Raw genomic sequence first — 22,043 nt, forward strand, 5'->3', positions numbered from 1 at the left:
GCCTTTCTGGTCAATGGCTGTGGGAACTGGCCGCGACCTTCACCCTCGGTGTGGGTGGCGCGTCGTGGTGATCATCCTGGCCGGTTACCTTGACTTCGTTGCCGTCGCAGTCATACAGCTTGCCGTCGCGGAAATAGTCCCCCTCGTGCAGGGCGGCGATGTCCTGGTAGCGCAGGGTGCGCTCGCTGGCGGCGACGAATACCGACTGCTGGTCCGAGTTGCCGGCCTTCAAGTGGTTGAAGATGAGGTTCAGCGCGATGGCCATGATGGCGGCCGAGCTGATGCCGGAGTGGAAGATGGTTTCGAACCAGGCCGGGAAGTGGTGGTAGAAGGTCGGCGCGGCGATCGGGATCATGCCGAAGCCGATCGAGGTGGCGACGATGATCAGGTTCATGTTGTTGCGGTAGTCCACCTGCGCCAGCGTGCGGATACCGGAGGCAGCCACGGTGCCGAACAGCACCACGCCCGCGCCACCCAGAACCGAGGTGGGCACGGCGGCGATCAGGCGACCCATCACTGGCAGCAGGCCGAGGGTGACCAGGATCAGGCCCGCACTGGCCACGACGTAGCGACTCTTCACGCCGGTCACGGCCACCAGGCCGACGTTCTGGGCGAAGGCGCTCTGGGTGAAGGAGCCGAACAGCGGCGCCAGGGAGCTGGAGATCATGTCGGCGCGCAGGCCGTTGCCCAGGCGCTTGGAGTCGACCTTGGTACCGATGATTTCGCCGACGGCGAGGATGTCGGCCGAGGTTTCCACCAGGGTCACGATGATCACGATCAGCATCGACAGGATTGCCGCGATATGGAACTCCGGCATGCCGAAGTGCAGCGGCGTGGGCAGGGCTACCAGCGGGCCTTCGAGCACATTGGAGAAGTCCGCCATGCCGAAGAACACGGCCACCACGGTACCGATGACCATGGCCAGCAGGATCGACAGGCGAGAGATGCTCGAGCTGCCCAGCTTGCTCAGCAGCAGCACGGTCGCGAGGGTGAAGGCGGCCAGGCTGACGTTGGCCATGCTGCCGAACTCCGGCGACTGGCTATTGCCGCCCATCGCCCAGCGTGCCGCGACAGGCATCAGCGTGAGGCCGATGGTGGTAATCACGATGCCGGTCACCAGCGGCGGGAAGAACTTGGTGATCCGCGAGAACACCGGGGTGATCAGCAGGCCGATCAGCGAGGCTGCGATCACCGCGCCCAAGACAGCGGGGATGCCGCCGGCGCCGTTGCTGCCGATGATGGCGATCATGGTCGCCACGCCGGCGAAGGACACACCTTGCACCAGGGGTAGCTGACAGCCGAAGAAGGGGAGGCCGATGGTTTGTAGCAGGGTGGCCAGGCCACCGGCGAACAGGGAGGCTGCGATCAATAGGCCGATGTCTGCGGGCGACAGCCCGGCAGCCTGGCCGATGATCAGGGGTACCGCGACAATGCCGCCATACATGGTCAGCACATGCTGCAGACCGTAGGCGAGGTTGGCTCCAATGCCGAGGTTTTCGTCTTCCGGGCGTTGCACCGGAGACGGACTTGCGGATGGGACTGTCATGGTGGGCTCTCGGTTTTGTTATTGTGCTGGCAACTGTAGACAATTACTAAGCCTATTGACTAGTACTTTGTATACAATTTTTCGTGCAGCCTTTTTCGTCTATCTCCTCAGTTTTACGGCCTATTTCAGCGAAATATGGAAATCATGTTCCTGACCTTTTGGTCAGGTTGGTGCTTGTCGACGAATGGCGATGGCGGAGGGGCTGGATGGGAACCGTGATACCCACTCGCGCAGCGGCCGGCGCCCATCCGCCGTTGGCTTTCTCTCGCAGGCGGCAGTCGGTATCCTCGCCGCCATGAACAAGACCCTGCCCCTCTGCCTGATCGCCGCCCTCGCGCAGAACCGCGTGATCGGCCGTGATAACCAACTGCCCTGGCACCTGCCGGCGGACCTCAAGCACTTCAAGGCCATGACCCTCGGCAAGCCGATCATCATGGGCCGCAAGACCTGGGACTCCCTCGGTCGCCCGCTGCCTGGCCGACTCAATCTGGTGGTCAGCCGCCAGAGCGGACTGGTGCTGGAGGGGGCGGAAGTCTTCCCCAGCCTGAAGGCCGCAATCGAACGCGCTGCCGCCTGGGCGCGCGAGGAAGAGGCCGAGGAGCTGATGCTGATCGGCGGCGCCCAGCTGTACGCCGAGGGCTTGGCCCAGGCCGATCGCCTCTACCTGACCCGCGTGGAGCTGGCCCCGGAAGGCGATGCTCACTTCCCTGAAGTGTCGCAGCAGGACTGGCGCCTGGCTTCCAGCATCGAGCACGAGGCGACGACCGACACGCCCGCCTACGCCTTCGAGGTCTGGGAGAGGCGTTGAGTCAAGGCTGCCGGCAGGCTCAGTTCGTCTCGCCGCGCAGCAAGCGTAACAAGGCGTCTGCATCCATTCGGGCGCTCAGCTCACCGCCCTCCAGCAAGCTGTCCGCCAGCTCGCGCTTCTTCTGGTGCAGGGCAACGATCTGCTCTTCGATCGTGTTCTCGGTCACCAGGCGGTAGATGGTGACCGGCCGCTGCTGGCCCATGCGGTGGGCACGGTCGCTGGCCTGGTCCTCGACGGCCGGGTTCCACCAGGGGTCGAGGTGGATCACATAGTCGGCCGCCGTCAGGTTTAATCCACTGCCACCAGCCTTGAGGCTGATGAGGAAGAGGTCGCCGTTGCCAGCCTGGAAAGCGTCGATGCGCTTCTGGCGCTCCTTGGCCGGTGTGGCGCCATCCAGGTACTGGTAGTGCATGCCTTTCTGTTCGAGCCAGGCGCGAACGATCTCCAGATGGTCGACGAATTGGCTGAACACCAGTGCCTTGTGACCATTCTCCAGCAACTCGTCGGCGATTTCCGCGAAGGCTTGCAGTTTGCTCCCCGGTAGCGGGCTGCCGGGCACTGATAGCGAGGGATGGCAGCAGAAGCGCCGCAGGCGGGTGATCTCTGCGAGTACCTGCAGGGGGCGGCTGGCGTTCGAGTCGAGCTGGCTGACGCTGTCCAGGGCCTGTTGGCGCAATGCCTCGTACAGGTGCGCCTCTTCTGTAGAGAGCGGCACCCGGTAGGTGATCTCGGTTCGGGGTGGAAGCTCGTCCAGTACCTGGCTCTTCAGGCGACGCAGGATGAAGGGTTGGATCAGGTTCCTGAGGGCCCTGCGTGCGGCTGCATCACCTTGTTCGATGGGGGTGGTGAAGCGCGCCGAGAAGCTTTCCTGGCTACCGAGAAGGCCCGGGTTGATGAAGCGGAACAGGTTCCAGAGTTCGCCAAGATGGTTTTCCAGCGGGGTGCCGGTGGCTACCATGCGGAAATCCGCCTGCAGGGCCATGGCTGCCTGGGAGCGCTTGGTCTGGGCGTTCTTGATCGCCTGTGCCTCATCGAGCACCGCGCTGGTCCAGCGGCGCGTGGTGAAAGCTTCGCTATCCTGCTGCAGCAGGCCGTAGCTGACGATCAGCAGGTCCATGGGGCCCAGGTCTTCCAGGCTGCGCGTCTCGTGGTAGAGGCGTGCTCTGAGGGTGGGAGCGAAGCGGGTACATTCCGCCCGCCAGTTGAGGGTCACCGAGGTAGGGGCGACGACCAGTTGGGGGCCTTGCGCCGCCCGCTCAAGCAGTAGCGCCAGGATCTGAATGGTCTTGCCGAGGCCCATGTCGTCCGCCAGGCAGGCGCCGACGCCCCAATGCGCCAAGCGGGATAGCCAGCAGAAGCCTTCCTGCTGATAGTCGCGCAGCTGGGCTCGCAGGGTCTGCGGCACCTGCGGCTGGTGGCGGCGCATCGAAGCGAGGCGCTCCAGGTGTTCCTGCCAGCGTTTGTCGGCCTCGAAGGCGCCTGCCTCGTTAGCCAGGGTTTCCAGCAGGGGGGCGCTTAGTGTGCTGAGTTGCAGGCCACGGTCGGTGACTCGTTCGGCCAGTTGCCCCAGGTCTTCCAGGTGCTTGCGCAGGTTGTCGCTCAAGGCCAGCCAGTCGCGGTCGTCAAGTCGGATGAAGCGCCCGGGCGAGGCCTTGAGCAGGTCCAGCAACTGCCGCAGTTGCAGCACCTTGCCATCATCCAGAGTGATCCCGCCCTGCAGCATGAACCAGTCCCCTTGCTGCTTCAGGCCCAGGCGCAATTGGCTCAGGCCGGGGCGGGCCTTGATGCGCATGCGCTCACCTTCCGGCCACACGCACTGCAACCACTCGTCGTCCTGGGCCTGCAGCTCGCAGAGGACCTGCAAGGCGTCCTCGGGATGCTGCAGTTGCCATTCCCGACCATCGCTCTCGGCCCTGGCCAGCCCAGGGCAGGCGCCTAGTACACGCTCCAGCAGTTCGCGTTCTGCCGGCAAGTCGCGGCAGACCTGCACGGCCTTGCCGTCGCGTTCACCGAGCAGGTTGCGACTCCCTTGACCAGGGCGGAACCAGCCGCCTTCGGTCAGTGGCCGCACCAGCAGCTGCAGGCGCAGTCCGGCTTCCAACGGCAGCAGATGGGCATACAGCCGCACATCCGCAGGCACCGTCTCCAGGTGAGCGGCCAGTTCCGGGATCTCGGAATGGATTGGCAGCAACGGGGCGATCGCGCCCATGGCCTCGATCAGCTGCGCTTTCGCCGATAGCGGCATGCTCAGGCCATCGCCGACGATAGCGGCGATCTGCCTCAGCTCCGGGCTGATCGGGTAGACGAGCACGCGGGTCGGGGTTTCCTTTTCGATCACCAGGTTGCTGTTGGCGACGAGGCTCTCAGGCGCAAGCCGCAGCTGAATGCACTCGCCTTCGACCTGCAGGTGCAGTCCGGGTTGTCCGGCCACCAGTTCGAGGCGGACATCGGGCCTGTCCATCCAGAACAGCGCGGGATGGCCCACCAGTGCCGGCAGGGCCAGGTCTGTAGGCAGCTCGTAGCGGTCGCTGTAGTAGTTTGCGGAGACCTGGATCTTGCGGATGGCCTGGCGGTCCTGCTCATTGAGAAAGTCGATGGAATCGCCTTCCTCTGCCAGGCGTTGCAACGCGACGACCCGCCCTTTGCTCCACTGGCCCTTGGCGCTGAGCTTTTGCTCTCGTGGCTCGACGCGAGTCATGTAGCGGTCCAGGTTGATGAACCAGGCCAGGCGCGCACTTTTTGCCGGGGCAGCCTTGTCGCCGGATCTGGGCTTGAGTTGGCTCAGGGCCTGCAGCGCCTGCTGCCAGGCTTCCTGGCGTTCATGGAGCTTCAGCAGGGGGCGAAGGGCCGCGTCCTTGTGCACGTGGCCAAGGGTGCGTGGCAGGCCGAACTGTGCTTCCAGCAACGCGTCGAACTCGGCGGCCAGCCACAGATAGCCGGCGTCACCGAGCGTCCTGCAATAGTCCTCAAGACGCTGGCGCCATGCGGGCGCGCGTGCTTCGGGTGCGTCTAGCCAGTACAGCCCCAGGGCCAGCATCAGGCTGTCAAACCCGTTGAGCTCCGTGGGAATGAAGAGCGTCGACTTCCGGTGCGAGTTGCCCTGGAGCCGTTCGAAGAGTTCCTGGAGGATCGGGTAGGCGCGGCCGTAATTATTCTTCACGCCCGTTGCCAGTGTCTGCTTGAGCGCGACCCTGTGTCCGGGCTCGTAGGCGCCGATCAGGGCCAGGCAGTAGAGGTGGTTGAGGACAGGAGGCAGGTCGAGCTTGCGCTTTCCGGTCTGCTTCCGCACGCCGGCCAGCCATTCCCTGATGAGTTCCAGAGAGCGCTGGACGTTACCGGTCAGCAAGCTGCTGATGACCTCGCGGAACAGGCTGTATCCATGCTCGCCCAGGCTTTCCATGCGTTGCCAGTCGCCGCGCCAGAGCGCCTGCAGCAGGAGTTGCAGATGCAGTTCACCTTCCTCCTGCAGGTGCTGGATCGCCTCCAGCCCCCATTCGTAGGCAGGTTGCGTCGGCGCGAGATGGACATTGCAGAGGTCGAGGTAGTCTTCCAGCAGGAGCTCGCGGATCCACCCATCAAGACGATCGAACAGCTGCTTGCCCCAATGATCCGTTCCCAACTGGTGCATGGGGTGGATAGCCTGTAGTTGATTCAGGGGGAGCAGGCGGGACAGCAGCTGAAACGAATTCAGCATCGCACTGGCATCCCCGCTGAGCAGGTTCAGCCAGAGCTCCTGTTGTGCCTGGCTCTTGCTGGGAACTTGCCAGGTGTCGCGGCTAGGCAGGCTTGCTTTCAGCGTTGCCAGCCAGCTCGCCGCATGGGGTGATTGCATGAGGTGCAGCAGGACGCGGTTGCGCTGCTCTTGCGCCAGATTATTGAAACGCCCCCGGGGAAGCTCTTCGTGGTAGATCCAGCCCAGTTGCTCAAGGGTGTCCAGCAGGTCCGGCATATGTTCGCTGGAAATCGGCCAGCCGCCAGCAGTCGTCACATTGCGCATCTGCAGCAGTTTGAGCAGAGCGGTCTTGCCTTTGCCGCCGAAGGCTGTGGCCAGCGCATAAAGGAGTGCCTGACCGGAGTGTGGTAGGGCGTCGATGTCCAGCATGGGGGTGTTCATGAGCAACCTGAAGCCTGAGTCCGGCGAGCATGGTCAGGCAGTTTGGAGCGGATTTCAACGGACCGGGCTGGCCTTGCGAGGCGGCGCGCCGATGCGGCCGCTCAGGGCAGGAGCGCCAACAGCTCCGCTTTCACCTCGCGCGCTTGTATATGGAGAAACCCCACCGATACCGGCAGCTTGAAGCGTCGCGGCCCGGCACTGCCGGGGTTGATGTGCAGCAGCCCATCACGCTCGACGATCAGTGGCTTGTGGGAGTGCCCGGTGACGACGACCTTGAAGCCGCGTTCGGCGAGATCGTCGGGGATGTCCGCCTGGTCGTGCACCAGGTAGATGCCCACGTCCCCCAGGCGCAGCTCTTCCGCTTCGCGAATGGCATCCGCCCAGGCGTCGCGGTCGTTGTTGCCGCGCACGGCGTTCAGCGGCGCCAGTTGGGCGAGGGTGTCGAGTATCTCGGGTTTACCGATGTCACCGGCGTGGAGGATGTGGTCGCAGCCCGCTAGCGCCGCGAGGGCCTGGGGGCGGAGGAGGCCGTGGGTGTCGGAGATCAGGCCGATGCGAAGGGAGGTCATGAAGTGGGCCCTGCCAGGAGACAGGGCACATTCTGCCACTTAGCGAGACTGCACCGGGGTATCCGGCAGGAACCAGTTCAGCAGCAGGGCACAGAGGCCGCCCGTGGCCACGCCGGACTCGAGGATGTTGCGCAACGCCGCGGGCATGTGCGCAAGGAACTCCGGCACTTGGGACACGCCCAGCCCCAGGGCCAGGGACACGGCGATGATCAGCAGCGCGCGGCGGTCCAGGGTGGTGCCGGCGAGGATGTTGATGCCCGAGGCGGCTACGGCACCGAACATCACCATGGCGGCGCCGCCGAGCACCGGCTCGGGAATGGCCTGGAGTACGCCGGCTACCGCCGGGAACAGGCCCAGCAGCACCAGCATCAGGGCGATCCACAGGCCGATGTGGCGGCTGGCGATGCCGGTCAGCTGAATCACGCCGTTGTTCTGCGCGAACACCGAGCTGGGGAAGGTGTTGAGCAGGCCGGCCAGTAGCGAATTGGCGCCGTTCACCAGTACGCCGCCCTTGATCCGCTGCATCCACAGCGGGCCTTCCACCGGCTGGCGCGAGACCTTGCTGGTGGCGGTGACGTCACCGATGGCTTCCAGTGAGGTCACCAGGTAGATCACCAGCATCGGCACGAACAGCGACCAGGAGAAGCCCAGGCCGAAGTGCAACGGCACCGGGACCTGCACCAGCGGCGCGTCATGCAGGCCGCTGAAGTCCAGGCGACCCAGCCAGGCGGCCAGGGCATAGCCTGCGAGCAGGGCGATGACGATGGCGCAGCTGCGCATCCACACCAGCGGGATGCGGTTGAGTAGCAGGATCACCCCCAGCACGGTGCCGGACAGCAGCAGGTTCTCGCCATTGGCGAAGGTGCCGTTGGCCATGGCGCCGAAGCCACCGCCCATGCTGATCAGGCCCACCTTGATCAGCGTCAGGCCGATCATCAGCACCACGATGCCGGTCACCAGCGGGTTGATCAGCCGCTTGACGAAGGGCAGCACCCGGGAAATGCCCATCTCGACGAAGGCCCCGGCCATCACCACACCGAAGATGGCAGCCATCACCGCTTCCACCGGGGTGCCTTGCTTGACCATCAATGCGCCGCCGGCGATCAGCGGGCCAACGAAATTGAAGCTGGTGCCCTGGACGATGAGCAAACCGGCCCCGAACGGACCGAAGCGCTTGCACTGGACGAAGGTGGCGATACCGGAAACCACAAGGGACATGGAGACGATCAGGTTGGTATCCCGCGCCGACACGCCCAGCGCCTGGCAGATCAGCAGGCCGGGCGTGACGATGGGAACGATGATGGCCAGCAGGTGTTGCAACGCGGCCAGCAGGGCCGCCAGCGGGCGGGGCTTGTCTTCCAGGCCGTAGAGCAGCTCGTTGCGAGCTTCGGTGACGGGGGGCTTTTCCAGTGAAGTCATGGCGATCGACCGCAAAAAAGCCGCGATTCTACCTGAGTGGTCAGGTTGGGTGAGGGAGGCTGGATCTGGTGGGGGCGAGTTCATTGGCTATGACTGCATTACGTGTTTCAAGCAGATGCATTGGCCTACAAGGTTCTTGGCCCGATGGTAAATCTCTCGCAATGGTTAACGCAGACATAGCCAATACATTCGCCAGCGAACAGACCGAGCACGATCCTTCGCGAGCAAGCTCGCTCCTACACGTCAGTAGCCCCGCTGAATCCGAGGGGGCCATAGGCAAATCACCCCCCACGAAAAACAGAAAGCCCGGCGCAAGGCCGGGCTTCCCGTGTGTCGCGAACGATCAGTCGTCGAGCATCGCCTTGTCACGCACCGCGCCCTTGTCGGCGCTGGTGGCGAGCAGGGCGTAAGCCTTGAGGGCGGTGGTCACCTTGCGCGCGCGCGGGGCGGCGGGTTTCCAGCCTTTCTTGTCCTGCTCGGCGCGGCGAGTCGCCAGTTCTTCATCGGACACCAGCAGGTTGATGCTGCGGTTGGGGATGTCGATCAGCACCTTGTCGCCGTCCTGCACCAGGCCGATGGCACCGCCTGCGGCGGCTTCCGGCGAGGCGTGGCCGATGGACAGGCCCGAGGTGCCGCCGGAGAAGCGGCCGTCGGTGAGCAGGGCGCACTGCTTGCCCAGGCCCTTGGACTTCAGGTAGCTGGTCGGGTACAGCATTTCCTGCATGCCCGGGCCGCCTTTCGGGCCTTCGTAGCGGATGATCACGATGTCGCCGGCCTTCACTTCGTCGGCGAGGATGCCTTTCACGGCACTGTCCTGGCTTTCGAAGATCTTCGCGGTGCCTTCGAAGACATGGATGGACTCATCCACGCCGGCGGTCTTCACCACACAGCCGTCGAGGGCGATGTTGCCGTAGAGCACCGCCAGGCCGCCTTCCTGGGAGTAGGCGTGCTCGACGCTGCGGATGCAGCCTTCGGCGCGGTCGTCGTCCAGGCTGTCCCAGCGGGTGGACTGGCTGAACGCGACCTGGGTCGGGATGCCGGCCGGGCCTGCCTTGAAGAAGGTATGGACGGCTTCATCCTTGGTCTGGGTGATGTCCCACTGGGCGATGGCGTCGGCCATGCTCGGGCTGTGCACAGTGGCGACGTCGGTGTGCAGCAGGCCGCCACGGGCCAGCTCGCCGAGAATGGAGAAGATGCCGCCGGCGCGGTGCACGTCTTCCATGTGGTACTTCTGGATGTTCGGCGCCACCTTGCACAGCTGCGGCACCTTGCGCGACAGGCGATCGATGTCGCGCAGGTCGAAGGCGACTTCGCCCTCTTGGGCGGCGGCCAGCAGGTGCAGGATGGTGTTGGTGGAACCGCCCATGGCGATGTCCAGGGTCATGGCGTTCTCGAACGCCTTGAAGTTGGCGATGTTGCGCGGCAGCACGCTGTCGTCGCCTTCGCCGTAGTAGCGCTGGCACAGCTCGACGGCCAGGCGGCCGGCGCGCAGGAACAGCTGTTCGCGGTCGGCGTGGGTGGCCAGGGTGGAGCCGTTGCCGGGCAGCGACAGGCCGAGGGCTTCGGTCAGGCAGTTCATCGAGTTGGCGGTGAACATGCCGGAGCAGGAGCCGCAGGTGGGGCAGGCGCTGCGCTCGTACTCGGCGACCTTCTCGTCGGAGCAGGAGTCGTCGGCGGCCACCACCATGGCGTCGACCAGGTCCAGGCCGTGGTTGGCCAGCTTGGTCTTGCCGGCTTCCATCGGGCCGCCGGAGACGAAGACCACCGGGATGTTCAGGCGCAGGGCGGCCATCAGCATGCCGGGGGTGATCTTGTCGCAGTTGGAGATGCAGACGATGGCGTCGGCGCAGTGGGCGTTGACCATGTATTCCACGGAGTCGGCGATGATCTCCCGGCTCGGCAGCGAATAGAGCATGCCGTCATGGCCCATGGCGATGCCGTCGTCCACGGCGATGGTGTTGAATTCCTTGGCCACGCCGCCGTGTTTTTCGATCTCGCGGGCGACCAGCTGGCCCAGGTCCTTCAGGTGCACGTGGCCGGGCACGAACTGGGTGAAGGAGTTGGAGATGGCGATGATCGGCTTCTTGAAGTCCTCGTCCTTCATCCCGGTGGCGCGCCACAGGGCACGGGCGCCGGCCATGTTGCGGCCGTGGGTGGAGGTTTTCGAGCGGTAATCGGGCATGACGGTTTCCTGCGGCTAATCAGGTATCGGTAAGAGTCTCATCGTGAGCGCGGAACGTACCGGATGCAAACGGCAGATGGCCATTCGGTCGGTGGTGGCCGGAAGGCGGGGCGGGGTCACCGCTCGCTCGGCCGGGGCTCACTGGCCCGCCGGAGGATGGTTGGCGAGGAATCGCCCGATTCTACGCCGGGCCCGGCCGGCAGGGAAAGGCTGGCGGTCGGGCCGGCGCAGCGGCCGGCCCGGTGCCGAGCAGAGGTGCTTAGCTGTTGGGCAGCAGGCGGCAGGTCAGGCTCTTGATGTAGCGGGTTTCGGCAATGGCCGGGTGCACCGGGTGATCGGGGCCCTGGCCGCCGCGCTCCAGCAGCTGGATGTTGCGGTCCAGGTGGCGGGCGCTGTTGAGGAGGATGTTCTGCAGGTCGTCTTCCGGCAGGTGCATGGAGCAGGAGGCGCTGACCAGGATGCCGTCCTTGTTCAGGAGGCGCATGGCCTGCTCGTTGAGGCGACGGTAGGCGGCCTCGCCGTTCTTCAGGTCTTTCTTGCGCTTGATGAAGGCCGGCGGGTCGGCGACCACGACGTCGAAACGCTCCTCGGCGGCTTTCAGTTCCTTCAGGGCTTCGAAGACGTCGCCTTCCACGCAGGTGACCTGCTCGGCCACGCCGTTGAGGGTGGCATTGCGCTCCACGCCATCGAGGGCGAAGCCGGAAGCGTCGACGCAGAACACTTCGCTAGCGCCGAAGGCCGCCGCCTGCACGCCCCAGCCGCCGATGTAGCTGAACAGGTCGAGTACACGCTTGCCCTTGACGTAGGGTGCCAGGCGCGCGCGGTTCATGCGGTGGTCGTAGAACCAGCCGGTCTTCTGGCCTTCCATTACCGGGGCCTCGAACTTCACGCCGTTCTCTTCCAGGGCGACCCACTCCGGCACTACGCCGAAGGCGGTGTCGACGTAGCGCTCCAGGCCTTCGGCTTCACGGGCACTGGAATCGTTCTTCCAGAGCACGCCACGGGGTTTCAGCACCTGTACCAGGGCGTCGAGTACGGCGTCCTTGTTGCGCTCCATGGCGGCGGAGGCGAGCTGCACCACCAGGTGATCGCCGAAGCGGTCCACCACGAGGCCCGGCAGCAGGTCGGAGTCGCCATAGACCAGGCGATAGAAGGGTTTGTCGAAGAGGCGCTCGCGCAGGCTCAGGGCGACATTGATGCGGTGCACCAGCAGGGATTTGTCCAGGGTGTGCTTGGTATCGCGGGACACCAGGCGCGCGCAGATCAGGTTGTTCGGCGAGAGCGCGACCACGCCCAGCGGCTTGCCGCCTGCGGCTTCGAGGATGGCCTGATCGCCCGGCTGGAAGAGGTTCAGCGGGGTGGCGACCACGTCCACTTCGTTGCTGTAGACCCACAGGTGGCCGGCGCGCAGGCGTCGATCGGCGTTGGCTTTGAGGCGCAGGCTGGGCAGGGACATGTGTCGCTCTCCGGAAAAAAGGCGGGGATTATACCCTAGCCCGCATGTGCTCCGGGGTCCGCCCGGCGGCGCTTCGGGGCACTTGGCACGATGGTCGGAAAATCGCTGGAAATCCCGCGCAACTGGCGGGTGCAACCGGGTAGACTGTCGACTCGGTCAACCTTCACTCTCATCCCAATGGCTCAAGAACTTTCCGCAGATCAGATCCGTCAGGTCCTGCAGGGCATCAGTGTGCCGCCGCAGCCGCAGATCATGGTCGACCTGCAAATGGAGCAGGTCATGCCGTCCCCGGACCTCAAGTCCATCGCCCGCCTCATCAGCCAGGATCCTGGCCTGTCGGGCGCGTTGCTGAAGATCGTCAATTCGCCCTTCTTCGGCCTGACCAATCGCATCGCCTCGATCCAGCAAGCGGTCAACCTGCTCGGCTGCAACACCGTGATCAACCTGATCAACGCGCAGTCGATCAAGGGCGAGATGACCGATGAGACCATCGTCACGCTGAACCGCTTCTGGGATACCGCCCAGGACGTGGCCATGACATGCCTGACCCTGGCCAAGCGCATCGGCTACCAGTCCGCCGACGAGGCCTATGCCCTGGGGCTGTTCCACAACTGCGGCATCCCGCTGATGCTCAAGCGCTTCCCCGACTACATGATGGTGCTGGAAGAGGCCTATGCCAGCGCAGGTCCGGAGCGCCGTGTGGTGGACACCGAGAATCGCCTGCTGAACACCAACCATGCGGTGGTCGGCTACTTCACCGCGCGGTCCTGGCGTTTGCCGGAGCATCTCTGCGAGGCGATCGCCAACCATCACAACGCGCTGTCCATCTTCACCGACGAGTCGGGCCGCGATGCGCCGCTCAAGACCTTGCTGGCGATCCTCAAGATGGCCGAGCACATCTGCGCGTCGCACCTGGTGCTGGGCAATCAGGCCGAAGATTACGAATGGATGAGCATCCGCTCCCAGGTGCTGGACTACGTGGGGTTGTCGGAGTACGACTTCGAGAACCTCAAGGAAAGCATCCGCGAGCTCGGGACGAGCTGAGCCGTCCCGCTGCCTGAACCGAGATATCGATGCCTGAGTTACCTGAAGTCGAAACCACCCGCCGTGGCATCGCGCCCTTCCTCGAAGGCCAGCGCGTCAGCCGGGTGATCGTTCGTGAGCGTCGACTGCGCTGGCCGATTCCCGAGGACCTGGATGTGCGCCTGTCGGGCCAGCGCATCCTGCATGTGGAACGCCGTGCCAAGTACCTGCTGCTTGAGGCCGAGGTCGGCACCCTGATCAGCCACCTGGGAATGTCCGGCAGCCTGCGCCTGGTGGAGGCCGGACTGGCTGCGGCCAAGCACGAGCATGTGGATATCGAGCTGGAATCGGGTATGGCGCTGCGCTACACCGATCCGCGTCGCTTTGGCGCGTTGCTCTGGAGCGACGATCCGCTGAACCACGAGCTGCTGCGCCATCTGGGCCCGGAGCCCCTGACCGATCTGTTCGACGGCGAGCGCCTGTTCCAGCTGTCCCGTGGCCGCAGCATGGCGGTGAAGCCCTTCATCATGGACAACGCAGTGGTGGTAGGCGTCGGCAACATCTACGCCAGCGAGGCGCTGTTCGCCGCCGGCATCGACCCGCGTCGCGAGGCCGGCTCCATCTCGCGGGCGCGTTACCTGACGCTGGCCGTGGAGATCAAACGCATCCTCGCCCAGGCCATCGAGTGCGGCGGCACCACCCTGCGTGATTTCGTCGGCGGCGACGGCAAGCCGGGCTACTTCCAGCAGGAACTGTTCGTCTACGGCCGCGCTGGCGAATTCTGCAAACGCTGCGGCTCGACCCTGCGGGAAATCCGCCTGGGCCAGCGTGCCAGCGTCTACTGCCCGCGTTGCCAACGCTAATCCCTCGCCGGGTCGGCAGACTCGGCGTCGAGCATTCCTAGAACAAGAAAGAAGTCTGTCCTATGTACGGTAACTACCTGCCCCGCAATCCCTTTGCCGAAACGATCGGCCACGGCGTGCTGCGCCTGATGGGGTGGCGCATCGAAGGGTGCCTGCCGCCACTGGACAAGTTCGTGGTGATCGGCGCCCACCACACCTCCAACTGGGATTTCGTGATCTTCCTCGCGGTCAAGTTCGTGCTGCGGCTGAACGCGCGCTGGTTCGGCAAGCACACCATCTTCCGCTGGCCTTTCGCTGGATTGATGCAGCGTTGGGGCGGCGTGCCGATCCGCCGTCACCTCAAGCTGAACATGGTGGATCAGGCCGTGGAGCGTTTCCGTGAGAACCGCGAGTTCATGCTGGTGATCTCGCCGGAAGGCACTCGCAAGCGGGTCGATCGCTGGAAAATGGGCTTCTATCACATCGCCTGCGGCGCCGGAGTGCCTATAGTTCCGGCTGCGCTGGACTACGCCAACCGCCGGGTAGTGCTCGGCCAGCCGTTCTACCCCACGGGCGACGAACAGGCCGATCTGCGCCAGTTGCTGGCCTTCTATCGCCCGTACGTGCCGAAAAAACCCGACTACGCTTTCAATGGCGATTGAAGGCCGTCACGCCGTCAATGCGCCATGCACTGTTATAGTTTTCCGCACACCCCTAGCTGAAGGATCGCCCGCATGAACCTGTTCCGCACATCCGCTGCTGTCCTGGCGCTGACCACTGGCCTGCTGGCGCTGCCGGCTCATGCGGAAGTGGTGCAGGAAAATACCAGCGGCGACCCCATGTACACCGTCAACGCGCCCAGCGGCTACAGCATGGCCGGCGACGTGATCATCGCCCGACCGCTGCTGCTGGGGGCCACCATCATCGGTACCGGCCTGTTCATCATCAGCCTGCCGTTCTCCGCGCTGGGCGGGAACGTTGGTGAGGCTGCTCATGAGCTGGTGGTGGTGCCGGCAAAGGAAACCTTCGTGCGCTGCCTGGGCTGCACCATCAGTGGCTACAAGGCTGACTGACCGCTCGCTCCGGCATCATCGAGACGGCCCCTTTTCGGGGCCGTCGGCGTTTTCGGGCTTCCTGCGGGTTGCCGGCCGGCCGCTGCATCGGGTAATAGCTGGGCCTCGTCTGGTGAAGGAATACCGCCCGTGAAGCATTACTCCCGCATCGTTCTGCTCGCCCTGTCGGCCATCGGCCTGGCCTTGAGCTTCTGGTTCAGCTCCGGTTGGCTGGAACTCTGCGCGGGCCTCGCGCTGTTCCTGTTCGGTATGCAGTGCCTCGAAGAAGGCTTGCGCCAGTTGGCCGGCGGCAAGCTGGAGCAACTGTTGGCGCGCAGTACGGCCACCTCCTTCAAGGGGCTGATGTTCGGCATCTGCGGCACCTTGCTGCTGCAATCCAGCACGCTGGTGTCGCTGCTCACCATCGCGTTCATCAGTGCGGGGCTGATCCAGCTCGCCGGGGGCATTGCCATCCTGTTTGGCGCGAATCTGGGCGCTACAAGCGGCATCTGGCTGCTGGCGCTGGCCGGGCAGAATCTCAGCCTTAGTCCACTTGCGCTGCCGCTGCTGGTCTTCGGTGTGCTTGGCGGTTTCATGGGCGAAAAGAGCAAGGCGGCTGGGCGCATTGTCCTCGGCGTCGCCTTCATCTTTCTCGGCATCGACCAGATCAAGGAAGGCTTTTCCGCCTTCGGAGATGGCCTCGACCTCAGCGCCTACCAGGCCGACGGGTTGGTGGGCAGCTTGCTGTTCGCCCTGATCGGCCTGTTGATAACGGTGGTACTGCAGTCCAGCCACGCCACCCTGATGTTGACCCTGGCCGCCCTGGCCGGCGGCCAGCTGGATCTGGCGCAGGGCTTCGCCATCGCCATCGGCTCCAATGTCGGCAGCAGCGTCACCACCGCCTTCGTCGGCTCCCTTGGCGGCAACCGCAGTGGCCAGCGCCTGGCCCTGGCACACGTAACCTTCAACGTGGTCACCTGCACGCTGGCGTTCATCCTGCTCGGGCCGTTGAGCTGGATGGTCGATCGGATTGCCGACGCGACGAGCCTGGGTGAGAACGAGCTGATCCAACTGGCGATGTTCCATAGCTTGATCAATGCCATGGGCGTGCTGCTGTTCTGGCCGCTGCAGGAGCGCCTCGCCGGCTGGCTGGTGCACTGGTTGCCGGAGCGCGAAGAACCGCAGGTGCTGATTACCGAGCTGGCTGCCGGTCCAGAAGCGCCGCCGCGCACCCAGGCGCGCTACCTCAATGAACGTGCGCTGGATTCGGTGGACGCTGCCGCCAGCGCGGTGGTGCGCGAACTGCGCCACCTGGGTCGCCTGAGCCTGGAGGTGATCTGCCACGCGCTCTACCTGCCGGTGGACCAGTTGGCCCGTGCGCAGGTCGATGAGAGCCTGCTGCGGGCGCGGCCGGAACGCTATCACCTGGATGCCGAAGCGCTCTATCAACGGCACATCAAGGGCGTGTACGGCGATTTGCTGAGTTTCATGGGCCGGCTCGATCTGCCGCTGGACGAAGCACACCAGCAATTCTGGGTCAGCTGCCAGTTGGCGGCACTGCAACTGGTGGATGCGGTGAAGGATGCCAAGCACCTGCAGAAGAACCTCGGCCGCTACCTGGACCAGGACCCGTCAGCCATCCGGGATGCCTACGTGGACCTGCGCCGCCACCTGCTGGCGATGCTCCACGAGCTGCGCGAGCTGGGCCGCTCCGACTTGCCCGAGGAAGCCTGGAACGAGCGCCTGGGCTGGCTGGATGGGAGAGCCGCAGCCTTCGACGGCGCTTTCCGCACGCGCCTGTTCAATTCTGTGCGCAACGGCGATCTGGATGGCCTGCAGACCAGCTCGCTGATGAACGACCTGGGCTACGCCAGCCGCATCTTCCAGAGCCTGCGTAACGTCTTGATGCTGGGTGAGGGGCAACTGCTGTTCCGCGAGCTGCGTCGGCTGGAACAGGATGACGAATCGCTGATCGTGCTCGAGGGGAGTCGGTCGTAGCCCATAGGGTGCGCACGGCGCACCCCTACCCGCATGTAGGGGGCCGCTGCGCGGCCCTTGGCGAATGAATGCGCTATGTCTGCGTTAGCTGTGGCGAGAGATTTACCATTGGGCCAAGAACCTTGTAGGAGCTGGCAACACGTCATGCAGACATAGCCAATGAATTCGCCCCTACTTCATCTTCTCGATTTCAAACGTTTCGGACAGGCCCAGGCCGCGGGGGTCGCTGGCGGCTTCAAGGTTGCCCTTGGCTTTGTTCCAGAGCAGTACCTGCTGGTTGCCATAGTTGCGCTCAAGCGGTTTCAGGCTGTAGCCACGGGCGCGCAGTTCGGCGCTTTCGCTGCTGCTGAAGGCGCCTGGCTCGTGCTCGATCTGGTCCGGCAGGTATTGGTGGTGGTAGCGCGCCACGGCCGGCCAGCGGCTTACCGGCTGGCCGTCGAGGTACTCCAGCACCGACAGCAGCACCATGCTGGGAATCCGACTGCCACCGGGCGTGCCGAAGGCGGCGAATTCCGTTTCGCTCTCGATGAACGTAGGACTCATGGACGACAGCGGGCGCTTGCCCGAACCGACGGCATTGGCCTGGCTGGCGGCAAGGCCGTAGGCATTGGAACCAGTCGGGTTGGCGGCGAAGTCGTCCATCTCGTCGTTCAGCAGCACACCGGTGCCGGGCACGGTGAAGGCGGCGCCGAATGGCAGGTTGATGGACAGGGTGGCGGCGACGGCGTTGCCGTCCTTGTCGATCACGGCGAAGTGGGTGGTGTGGTCGCCTTCGCGCCAGGGCGGTGACGGTGGCAGGCTGCTGCTGGGGGTGGCACGGCGGGCATCGATGCCGGCGGCGAGTTTCTTCAGGTAGCTGGCGTCGAGCAATCTGGCCTGGGGGATCGCGACGAAATCCGGGTCGCCCAGCAGGCCGCGGTCGCGGTAGGCGCGACGCAGCGCTTCCACCACGTAGTGGGCGCGTTGCACGCGGTCGGCCTTGCGCCATGGCAGCTCCTGCAGCATGCCCAGGCTCTGGGCAAGGGCGATGCCGCCGGCGGAAGGGGGCGGGGCGCTGATCAGTTCGCGGCCTTCGGCGAGGCGGAAGCGGATCGGCTGGCGCTCCACCGTCTTGTACTCGGCGAGATCGCGCAGGCTCCAGATACCGCCGGCGGCCTTCACGCCCTGCACCAGTTTCTCGGCGGTGGGCCCGCTGTAGAAGCCGGCCTTGCCGTAGCGGGCGATGCGTTCCAGGGTGTTGGCCAGTTCAGGCTGGCGCAGCAGGCTGAACTCTTCCGGAATCTCACCCTTGTGATCGAGAAACAGGCGCGCCGTCTCGCGGTCGTCGCGCATCGACGACAGGCGCCAGGCGGCGCGTTGGCGGTAGATGCGATCCACCGAAATACCGTCGCGGGCCAGACGGATGGCCGGCGTCAGGCTGTCGGTCAGCGGCAGGCGGCCGTAGCGGCTGGCGAGATCCGCCAGGGCTGCTGGTAGGCCCGGGATGGCAGCGGCGAGGGGACCGTCCAGGGACAGCGCCGGGTCAACCTTGCCGTCGCGCACGTAAAGGTGCGAATTGGCCGCCAGCGGCGCGCGTTCACGGGCATCGAGGAATCGGTAGACGGGCTTGTCTCCGCCTTGGCGGAGCAGGAAGAAGCCACCGCCGCCCAGGCCCGAACCGTAGGGCTCGGCAACCGCCAGCGCAGCGCTGATGGCCACGGCAGCATCGAAGGCATTGCCGCCTTGGGCCAGGGTTTCCAGGCCCGCCACGGTAGCCGACGGATGGGGCGTGGCTACCGCCGCCCGGCCCGGCTCGGCGGCCTGCGGGGCGCTCGCGAGCAGCAGCAGCGTCGCGAGTAGTGCGCCACGGTAGGCGCCGCGTACCGGGCGGCCCATGGGTCAGGCCTTGCCGGTGAGCTTCAGGTATTTCTGCATCAGCTCATCCTTGCTTTCGACATGGGTTTCGTCGAGGGGAATGCAGTCGACGGGGCAGACTTGCTGGCATTGGGGTTCGTCGTAGTGGCCGACGCATTCGGTGCACAGGTTGGGATCGATCACGTAGATCTCTTCGCCCTGGGAAATCGCGCCGTTCGGGCACTCGGGCTCGCAGACGTCGCAGTTGATGCAGTCGTCGGTGATCTTGAGGGACATGGGAACAACTCCTGCCGTCGCCAGGCAGCGGCGGCCTTGAACAGAAAATAGCGGAATTGTGCCGGATTGCCGTGATCGGCGCACGCGCCGATCGCCATGGTTCAGGACCGGCGCTGGCGAGCCTTCAGTATCAGCGCTTGAAACGCTCGGCCAATGCCGCAGCGACAGCCGGATGGACGAACTTGCTGATGTCACCGCCCAGGGCCGCTATTTCGCGCACCAGGGTGGAGGAAATGAAGGAGTACCGTTCCGACGGAGTGAGGAACATGCTCTCCACGTCCGGCGCCAGTTGGCGGTTCATGTTGGCCAGCTGGAACTCGTACTCGAAGTCGGAGACCGCGCGCAGGCCGCGGAGGAAGACATTCGCATTCTGCTCCTTGACGAAGTGCGCCAGCAGGGTGGAAAAGCCCACCACCTCGACGTTCGGCAGGTGCTTGGTGACTTCGCGGGCCAGTTCTACGCGCTGTTCCAGGCTGAACAGCGGATTCTTCTTCGGGCTCGCGGCTACGGCGATGATCACCGTATCGAACAGGCGCGAGGCGCGTTCGATCAGATCGCCGTGGCCCTTGGTGATGGGGTCGAAAGTGCCCGGATACAACACTCGGTTCATCGCGACGTCCTGGCAGGGGACCGAAAGGGAATCGGATGGTAGCGCAGCGGGCCCCCGCGGCCAAGATTAGCTGGCATGCGGGGACGCGCGGCAGGCATCTCACGCCTTGCCCAGACGCTCGGCCAGGGCGCTGGCCAGCTTGGCCGTGAGGCCGTAGACCGACAGCTGCGGGTTGGCGCCGATGCTGGTGGGGAACAGCGAGCCGTCGTGGATCGACAGGTTGGCCAGTTGATGGTGCCGGCCCAGGCTGTCGGTGACCGCCTGCTTCGGGTCCTCGCCCATGGCGCAGCCGCCCATCACGTGGGCGCTACCCAGGCGTGCGCGGTAGAGCTCCATCGACAGGCCGTCGATCAGGTTGCGTGCTTGGTCCAGGGTCTTCACGTAGTCGGCGTCGTTGTGCATCGGCAACACGGCGCGGGCGCCTGCTGCAAACTGGATTTCGGCCATGACGTGGTAGGCCCGGCGGATGCCGTCCCAGGTGTAGTCGGTCATACGGTAGTCGAGCACCGGGCTGCCGTCGCCGCGCAGCTCTACCGAGCCCTCGGCGCTGTGCGGGTGGAAGCCGTCGCGCATCAGCGCCAGCATCACGTTGGTATGCGGCAGCTGCTCCATGCGCAGGGCGTTGTCGATGCCGAATCTTCCCAGCAGGGTGGTGGTGAGCGCGGGCTGCAGCGGCGGCACTTCCAGCTTGTAGGACATGCGCCCGGTGGCGCCGTCGTCCCACTGGAAGTGATCGGAGTAGATGGACTGTGGCGCGCCGTAGAAGGGGTTGATCACCCGGTCGAACTGCGCGGCGGAGAAGTTCACCACATGCAGGAAGGTGCGCTTGCCGGTGCGGCCGTGCGGGTCCGGCGCGTTGGAGCGCAGGAGCAGGCCGGGGGTGTTGATGCCGCCACCGGACAGCACGTAATGGCGCGCCTTGACCGTGATCTTGCGGCCATTGGGCGCCACGCAACGGTCGTCCAGGCCGAGGCACTCGATGCCGGTGACCTTGTCGCCTTCGATCAGCAGTTTGTTGGCGCGGGCCAGATAAAGCAGCTCGCCGCCCTTTTCCAGGGTGGCGGGAATGGTGGTGACCAGCATCGACTGCTTGGCGTTGGTCGGGCAGCCCATGCCACAGTAGCCGAGGTTCCAGCAGCCGCGCACGTTGCGTGGGATGACTTTCCAGTGCAGCCCGAGCTTCTCGCAGCCCAGGCGAATCACATCGTTGTTCGGGTTCGGCGGGATGGCCCAGGGCGCAACGCCGAGGCGCTGTTCCATCTTCTCGAACCAGGGGGCCATTTCGGCCGCTGACAGGCCTTTCACGCCGTGCTCGCGGGCCCAGTGCTCCAGCGTGGGCTCCGGGGTGCGGAAGCTGGAGGTCCAGTTGATGAGCGTAGTGCCGCCTACTGCGCGGCCCTGGAGGATGGTGATGGCGCCATCCTTGGTCATGCGGCCGATGCCTTCCTGATAGAGGCTCGGGTAGGCCTCGGCTTCCTGCATCTTGAAGTCGGAGCTGGTCTTCAGCGGGCCTTCCTCGATCAGCAGCACCTTGAAACCGGCTGCGCTGAGGATTTCCGCCGTCGTGCCGCCACCGGCGCCGCTGCCGACGATGGCGACATCGGCTTCCAGGGTCAGGTCTTGTTCCAGGCGTGAGCCGTTGTGGGTTTTCCAGCCACGGGCCAGGCCCTCGGCGAACAGATCGGGTACAGGCATGTCAGGGTCTCGGGCGAGTTCTTGTCGTTATGGTGTGGATCAGATGGCGGGTGGCCCTGGGTAACCGCAGTGCACCCAGGATTCCGGGCGGCCATACCAGGCCATCAGCACCAGTTGCAGCAGGGACGCGTGGCCCATCTTCAGGAGGCCGATGGAGCTGTTTTCCCAGCGCGTGAGGAAGTCGCGAATGTCCTGGGCGCTGGCTTTCTCCCAACTGCCCCAGACGCCGGTCAATGGGCCGCGGGTGACCGGCAGGGCCAGTACGTCGAAGAGCTGCTGGGTCAGTTTGAGCATTCCCGGCGACAAACGGTGCAGGGCGTAGTCGAGGCTCTGCAAGGTGCTGTCCACGGCCTGGGCCATCTTTTCGCCGGGCACGGCGCCCTCGAGCATTACCGGGACCAGCGCGCGAAGGAACGGCAGGTCGGAGTCACGCAGCACGGCGAAGCCGCCCGCCGGCACGCTGGCCGAACAGCCGGTGAGGCTCGCGGTGACCCCTACGGTGGCGAGGAAGGCCGAGCCGAACAGGCCGACCCTGAGCAGGTTGCGCCGGGAAAGGCCCGGCGCGTCGAAGGTGGTTTCGCTCATTCTTGTTATCTGCC

The 22,043-nt window shown here is 65.1% G+C and carries 17 protein-coding genes; 6 read left to right on the forward strand and 11 right to left on the reverse strand.

What is annotated here, in order from left to right; translation table 11 throughout:
* Positions 1-10: 10 nt before the first annotated feature.
* Positions 11-1,546: a nucleobase:cation symporter-2 family protein gene (locus FFS60_RS14220; RefSeq protein ID WP_028629074.1), complete on the reverse strand. Its 1,536-nt coding sequence runs from the start codon at positions 1,544-1,546 to the stop codon at positions 11-13.
* A gap of 295 nt (positions 1,547-1,841) precedes the next feature.
* Here FFS60_RS14220 and FFS60_RS14225 point away from each other — a divergent pair, with 295 nt between their 5' ends.
* A complete protein-coding gene (locus FFS60_RS14225) occupies positions 1,842-2,354 on the forward strand; it encodes a dihydrofolate reductase (protein WP_137822353.1) in 513 nt (170 codons plus the stop codon).
* Between the two features lie 19 nt (positions 2,355-2,373).
* On the opposite strand, the gene FFS60_RS14230 is transcribed toward FFS60_RS14225, so the two are convergent.
* The 5 genes from FFS60_RS14230 to FFS60_RS14250 form a co-directional block, all read right to left on the reverse strand.
* Positions 2,374-6,468, reverse strand: coding sequence for a DEAD/DEAH box helicase (locus tag FFS60_RS14230; RefSeq protein ID WP_137822328.1), 4,095 nt, complete (start codon positions 6,466-6,468; stop codon positions 2,374-2,376).
* A gap of 101 nt (positions 6,469-6,569) precedes the next feature.
* A complete protein-coding gene (locus FFS60_RS14235) occupies positions 6,570-7,037 on the reverse strand; it encodes a metallophosphoesterase family protein (protein ID WP_137822329.1) in 468 nt (155 codons plus the stop codon).
* 39 nt (positions 7,038-7,076) lie between these two features.
* Positions 7,077-8,456 carry a nucleobase:cation symporter-2 family protein gene (locus FFS60_RS14240; protein WP_137822330.1) on the reverse strand — a complete coding sequence of 460 codons (1,380 nt, stop codon included), beginning with the start codon at positions 8,454-8,456 and terminating at the stop codon, positions 7,077-7,079.
* Positions 8,457-8,799: 343 nt separating this feature from the next.
* A complete protein-coding gene (gene ilvD / locus FFS60_RS14245) occupies positions 8,800-10,638 on the reverse strand; it encodes a dihydroxy-acid dehydratase (RefSeq protein ID WP_028629069.1) in 1,839 nt (612 codons plus the stop codon).
* Positions 10,639-10,897: 259 nt separating this feature from the next.
* Positions 10,898-12,094 carry a class I SAM-dependent rRNA methyltransferase gene (locus tag FFS60_RS14250; protein WP_028629068.1) on the reverse strand — a complete coding sequence of 399 codons (1,197 nt, stop codon included), beginning with the start codon at positions 12,092-12,094 and terminating at the stop codon, positions 10,898-10,900.
* 231 nt (positions 12,095-12,325) lie between these two features.
* On the opposite strand from FFS60_RS14250, the gene FFS60_RS14255 reads away from it, so the two are divergent.
* The 5 genes from FFS60_RS14255 (at position 12,326) to FFS60_RS14275 (ending at position 17,009) form a co-directional block, all read left to right on the forward strand.
* Positions 12,326-13,138 carry an HDOD domain-containing protein gene (locus FFS60_RS14255; protein ID WP_162144822.1) on the forward strand — a complete coding sequence of 271 codons (813 nt, stop codon included), beginning with the start codon at positions 12,326-12,328 and terminating at the stop codon, positions 13,136-13,138.
* 29 nt (positions 13,139-13,167) lie between these two features.
* Complete coding sequence (gene mutM, locus FFS60_RS14260; RefSeq protein WP_137822331.1) at positions 13,168-13,980, forward strand: bifunctional DNA-formamidopyrimidine glycosylase/DNA-(apurinic or apyrimidinic site) lyase; 813 nt, start codon at positions 13,168-13,170, stop codon at positions 13,978-13,980.
* A 62-nt stretch (positions 13,981-14,042) separates the two neighbouring features.
* The gene (locus FFS60_RS14265; RefSeq protein ID WP_028629065.1) at positions 14,043-14,621 is read left to right on the forward strand and encodes a lysophospholipid acyltransferase family protein; all 579 of its coding nucleotides are present in this window, start codon (positions 14,043-14,045) and stop codon (positions 14,619-14,621) included.
* Between the two features lie 72 nt (positions 14,622-14,693).
* A complete protein-coding gene (locus FFS60_RS14270; protein WP_028629064.1) occupies positions 14,694-15,032 on the forward strand; it encodes a hypothetical protein in 339 nt (112 codons plus the stop codon).
* Between the two features lie 129 nt (positions 15,033-15,161).
* On the forward strand, positions 15,162-17,009 hold the full coding sequence (locus FFS60_RS14275) for a Na/Pi cotransporter family protein (protein ID WP_137822332.1): 1,848 nt from the start codon (positions 15,162-15,164) through the stop codon (positions 17,007-17,009).
* Between the two features lie 171 nt (positions 17,010-17,180).
* Here the strand turns inward: FFS60_RS14275 and ggt are convergent, their stop codons facing one another.
* The 5 genes from ggt to FFS60_RS14300 all read right to left on the reverse strand — a co-directional run bounded on the left by ggt (position 17,181) and on the right by FFS60_RS14300 (position 22,029).
* A complete protein-coding gene (gene ggt / locus FFS60_RS14280; protein WP_137822333.1) occupies positions 17,181-18,884 on the reverse strand; it encodes a gamma-glutamyltransferase in 1,704 nt (567 codons plus the stop codon).
* Positions 18,885-18,887: 3 nt separating this feature from the next.
* Positions 18,888-19,139 carry a YfhL family 4Fe-4S dicluster ferredoxin gene (locus FFS60_RS14285; protein WP_028629061.1) on the reverse strand — a complete coding sequence of 84 codons (252 nt, stop codon included), beginning with the start codon at positions 19,137-19,139 and terminating at the stop codon, positions 18,888-18,890.
* Positions 19,140-19,269: 130 nt separating this feature from the next.
* A complete protein-coding gene (coaD, locus tag FFS60_RS14290; protein ID WP_028629060.1) occupies positions 19,270-19,749 on the reverse strand; it encodes a pantetheine-phosphate adenylyltransferase in 480 nt (159 codons plus the stop codon).
* A gap of 99 nt (positions 19,750-19,848) precedes the next feature.
* Entirely contained in the window at positions 19,849-21,444 is a 1,596-nt protein-coding gene (locus FFS60_RS14295) for a GMC family oxidoreductase (protein WP_137822334.1), read from the reverse strand.
* A gap of 39 nt (positions 21,445-21,483) precedes the next feature.
* Complete coding sequence (locus FFS60_RS14300; protein WP_137822335.1) at positions 21,484-22,029, reverse strand: twin-arginine translocation pathway signal protein; 546 nt, start codon at positions 22,027-22,029, stop codon at positions 21,484-21,486.
* Positions 22,030-22,043: the final 14 nt, after the last annotated feature.

The organism is Pseudomonas sp. D(2018), assembly GCF_005502555.1.
GTDB classification, from domain to species: domain Bacteria; phylum Pseudomonadota; class Gammaproteobacteria; order Pseudomonadales; family Pseudomonadaceae; genus Metapseudomonas; species Metapseudomonas resinovorans.

Coding starts and splice junctions, on each gene's coding strand:
- FFS60_RS14250 (WP_028629068.1), bottom strand. CDS start 12,094: ATGTCCCTGCCCAGCCTGCGCCTCAAAGCCAACGCCGATCGACGCCTG.
- FFS60_RS14240 (WP_137822330.1), bottom strand. CDS start 8,456: ATGACTTCACTGGAAAAGCCCCCCGTCACCGAAGCTCGCAACGAGCTG.
- FFS60_RS14300 (WP_137822335.1), bottom strand. CDS start 22,029: ATGAGCGAAACCACCTTCGACGCGCCGGGCCTTTCCCGGCGCAACCTG.
- FFS60_RS14220 (WP_028629074.1), bottom strand. CDS start 1,546: ATGACAGTCCCATCCGCAAGTCCGTCTCCGGTGCAACGCCCGGAAGAC.
- ggt (WP_137822333.1), bottom strand. CDS start 18,884: ATGGGCCGCCCGGTACGCGGCGCCTACCGTGGCGCACTACTCGCGACG.
- FFS60_RS14285 (WP_028629061.1), bottom strand. CDS start 19,139: ATGTCCCTCAAGATCACCGACGACTGCATCAACTGCGACGTCTGCGAG.
- FFS60_RS14230 (WP_137822328.1), bottom strand. CDS start 6,468: ATGAACACCCCCATGCTGGACATCGACGCCCTACCACACTCCGGTCAG.
- mutM (WP_137822331.1), top strand. CDS start 13,168: ATGCCTGAGTTACCTGAAGTCGAAACCACCCGCCGTGGCATCGCGCCC.
- FFS60_RS14225 (WP_137822353.1), top strand. CDS start 1,842: ATGAACAAGACCCTGCCCCTCTGCCTGATCGCCGCCCTCGCGCAGAAC.
- coaD (WP_028629060.1), bottom strand. CDS start 19,749: ATGAACCGAGTGTTGTATCCGGGCACTTTCGACCCCATCACCAAGGGC.
- FFS60_RS14235 (WP_137822329.1), bottom strand. CDS start 7,037: ATGACCTCCCTTCGCATCGGCCTGATCTCCGACACCCACGGCCTCCTC.
- FFS60_RS14295 (WP_137822334.1), bottom strand. CDS start 21,444: ATGCCTGTACCCGATCTGTTCGCCGAGGGCCTGGCCCGTGGCTGGAAA.
- ilvD (WP_028629069.1), bottom strand. CDS start 10,638: ATGCCCGATTACCGCTCGAAAACCTCCACCCACGGCCGCAACATGGCC.
- FFS60_RS14265 (WP_028629065.1), top strand. CDS start 14,043: ATGTACGGTAACTACCTGCCCCGCAATCCCTTTGCCGAAACGATCGGC.
- FFS60_RS14270 (WP_028629064.1), top strand. CDS start 14,694: ATGAACCTGTTCCGCACATCCGCTGCTGTCCTGGCGCTGACCACTGGC.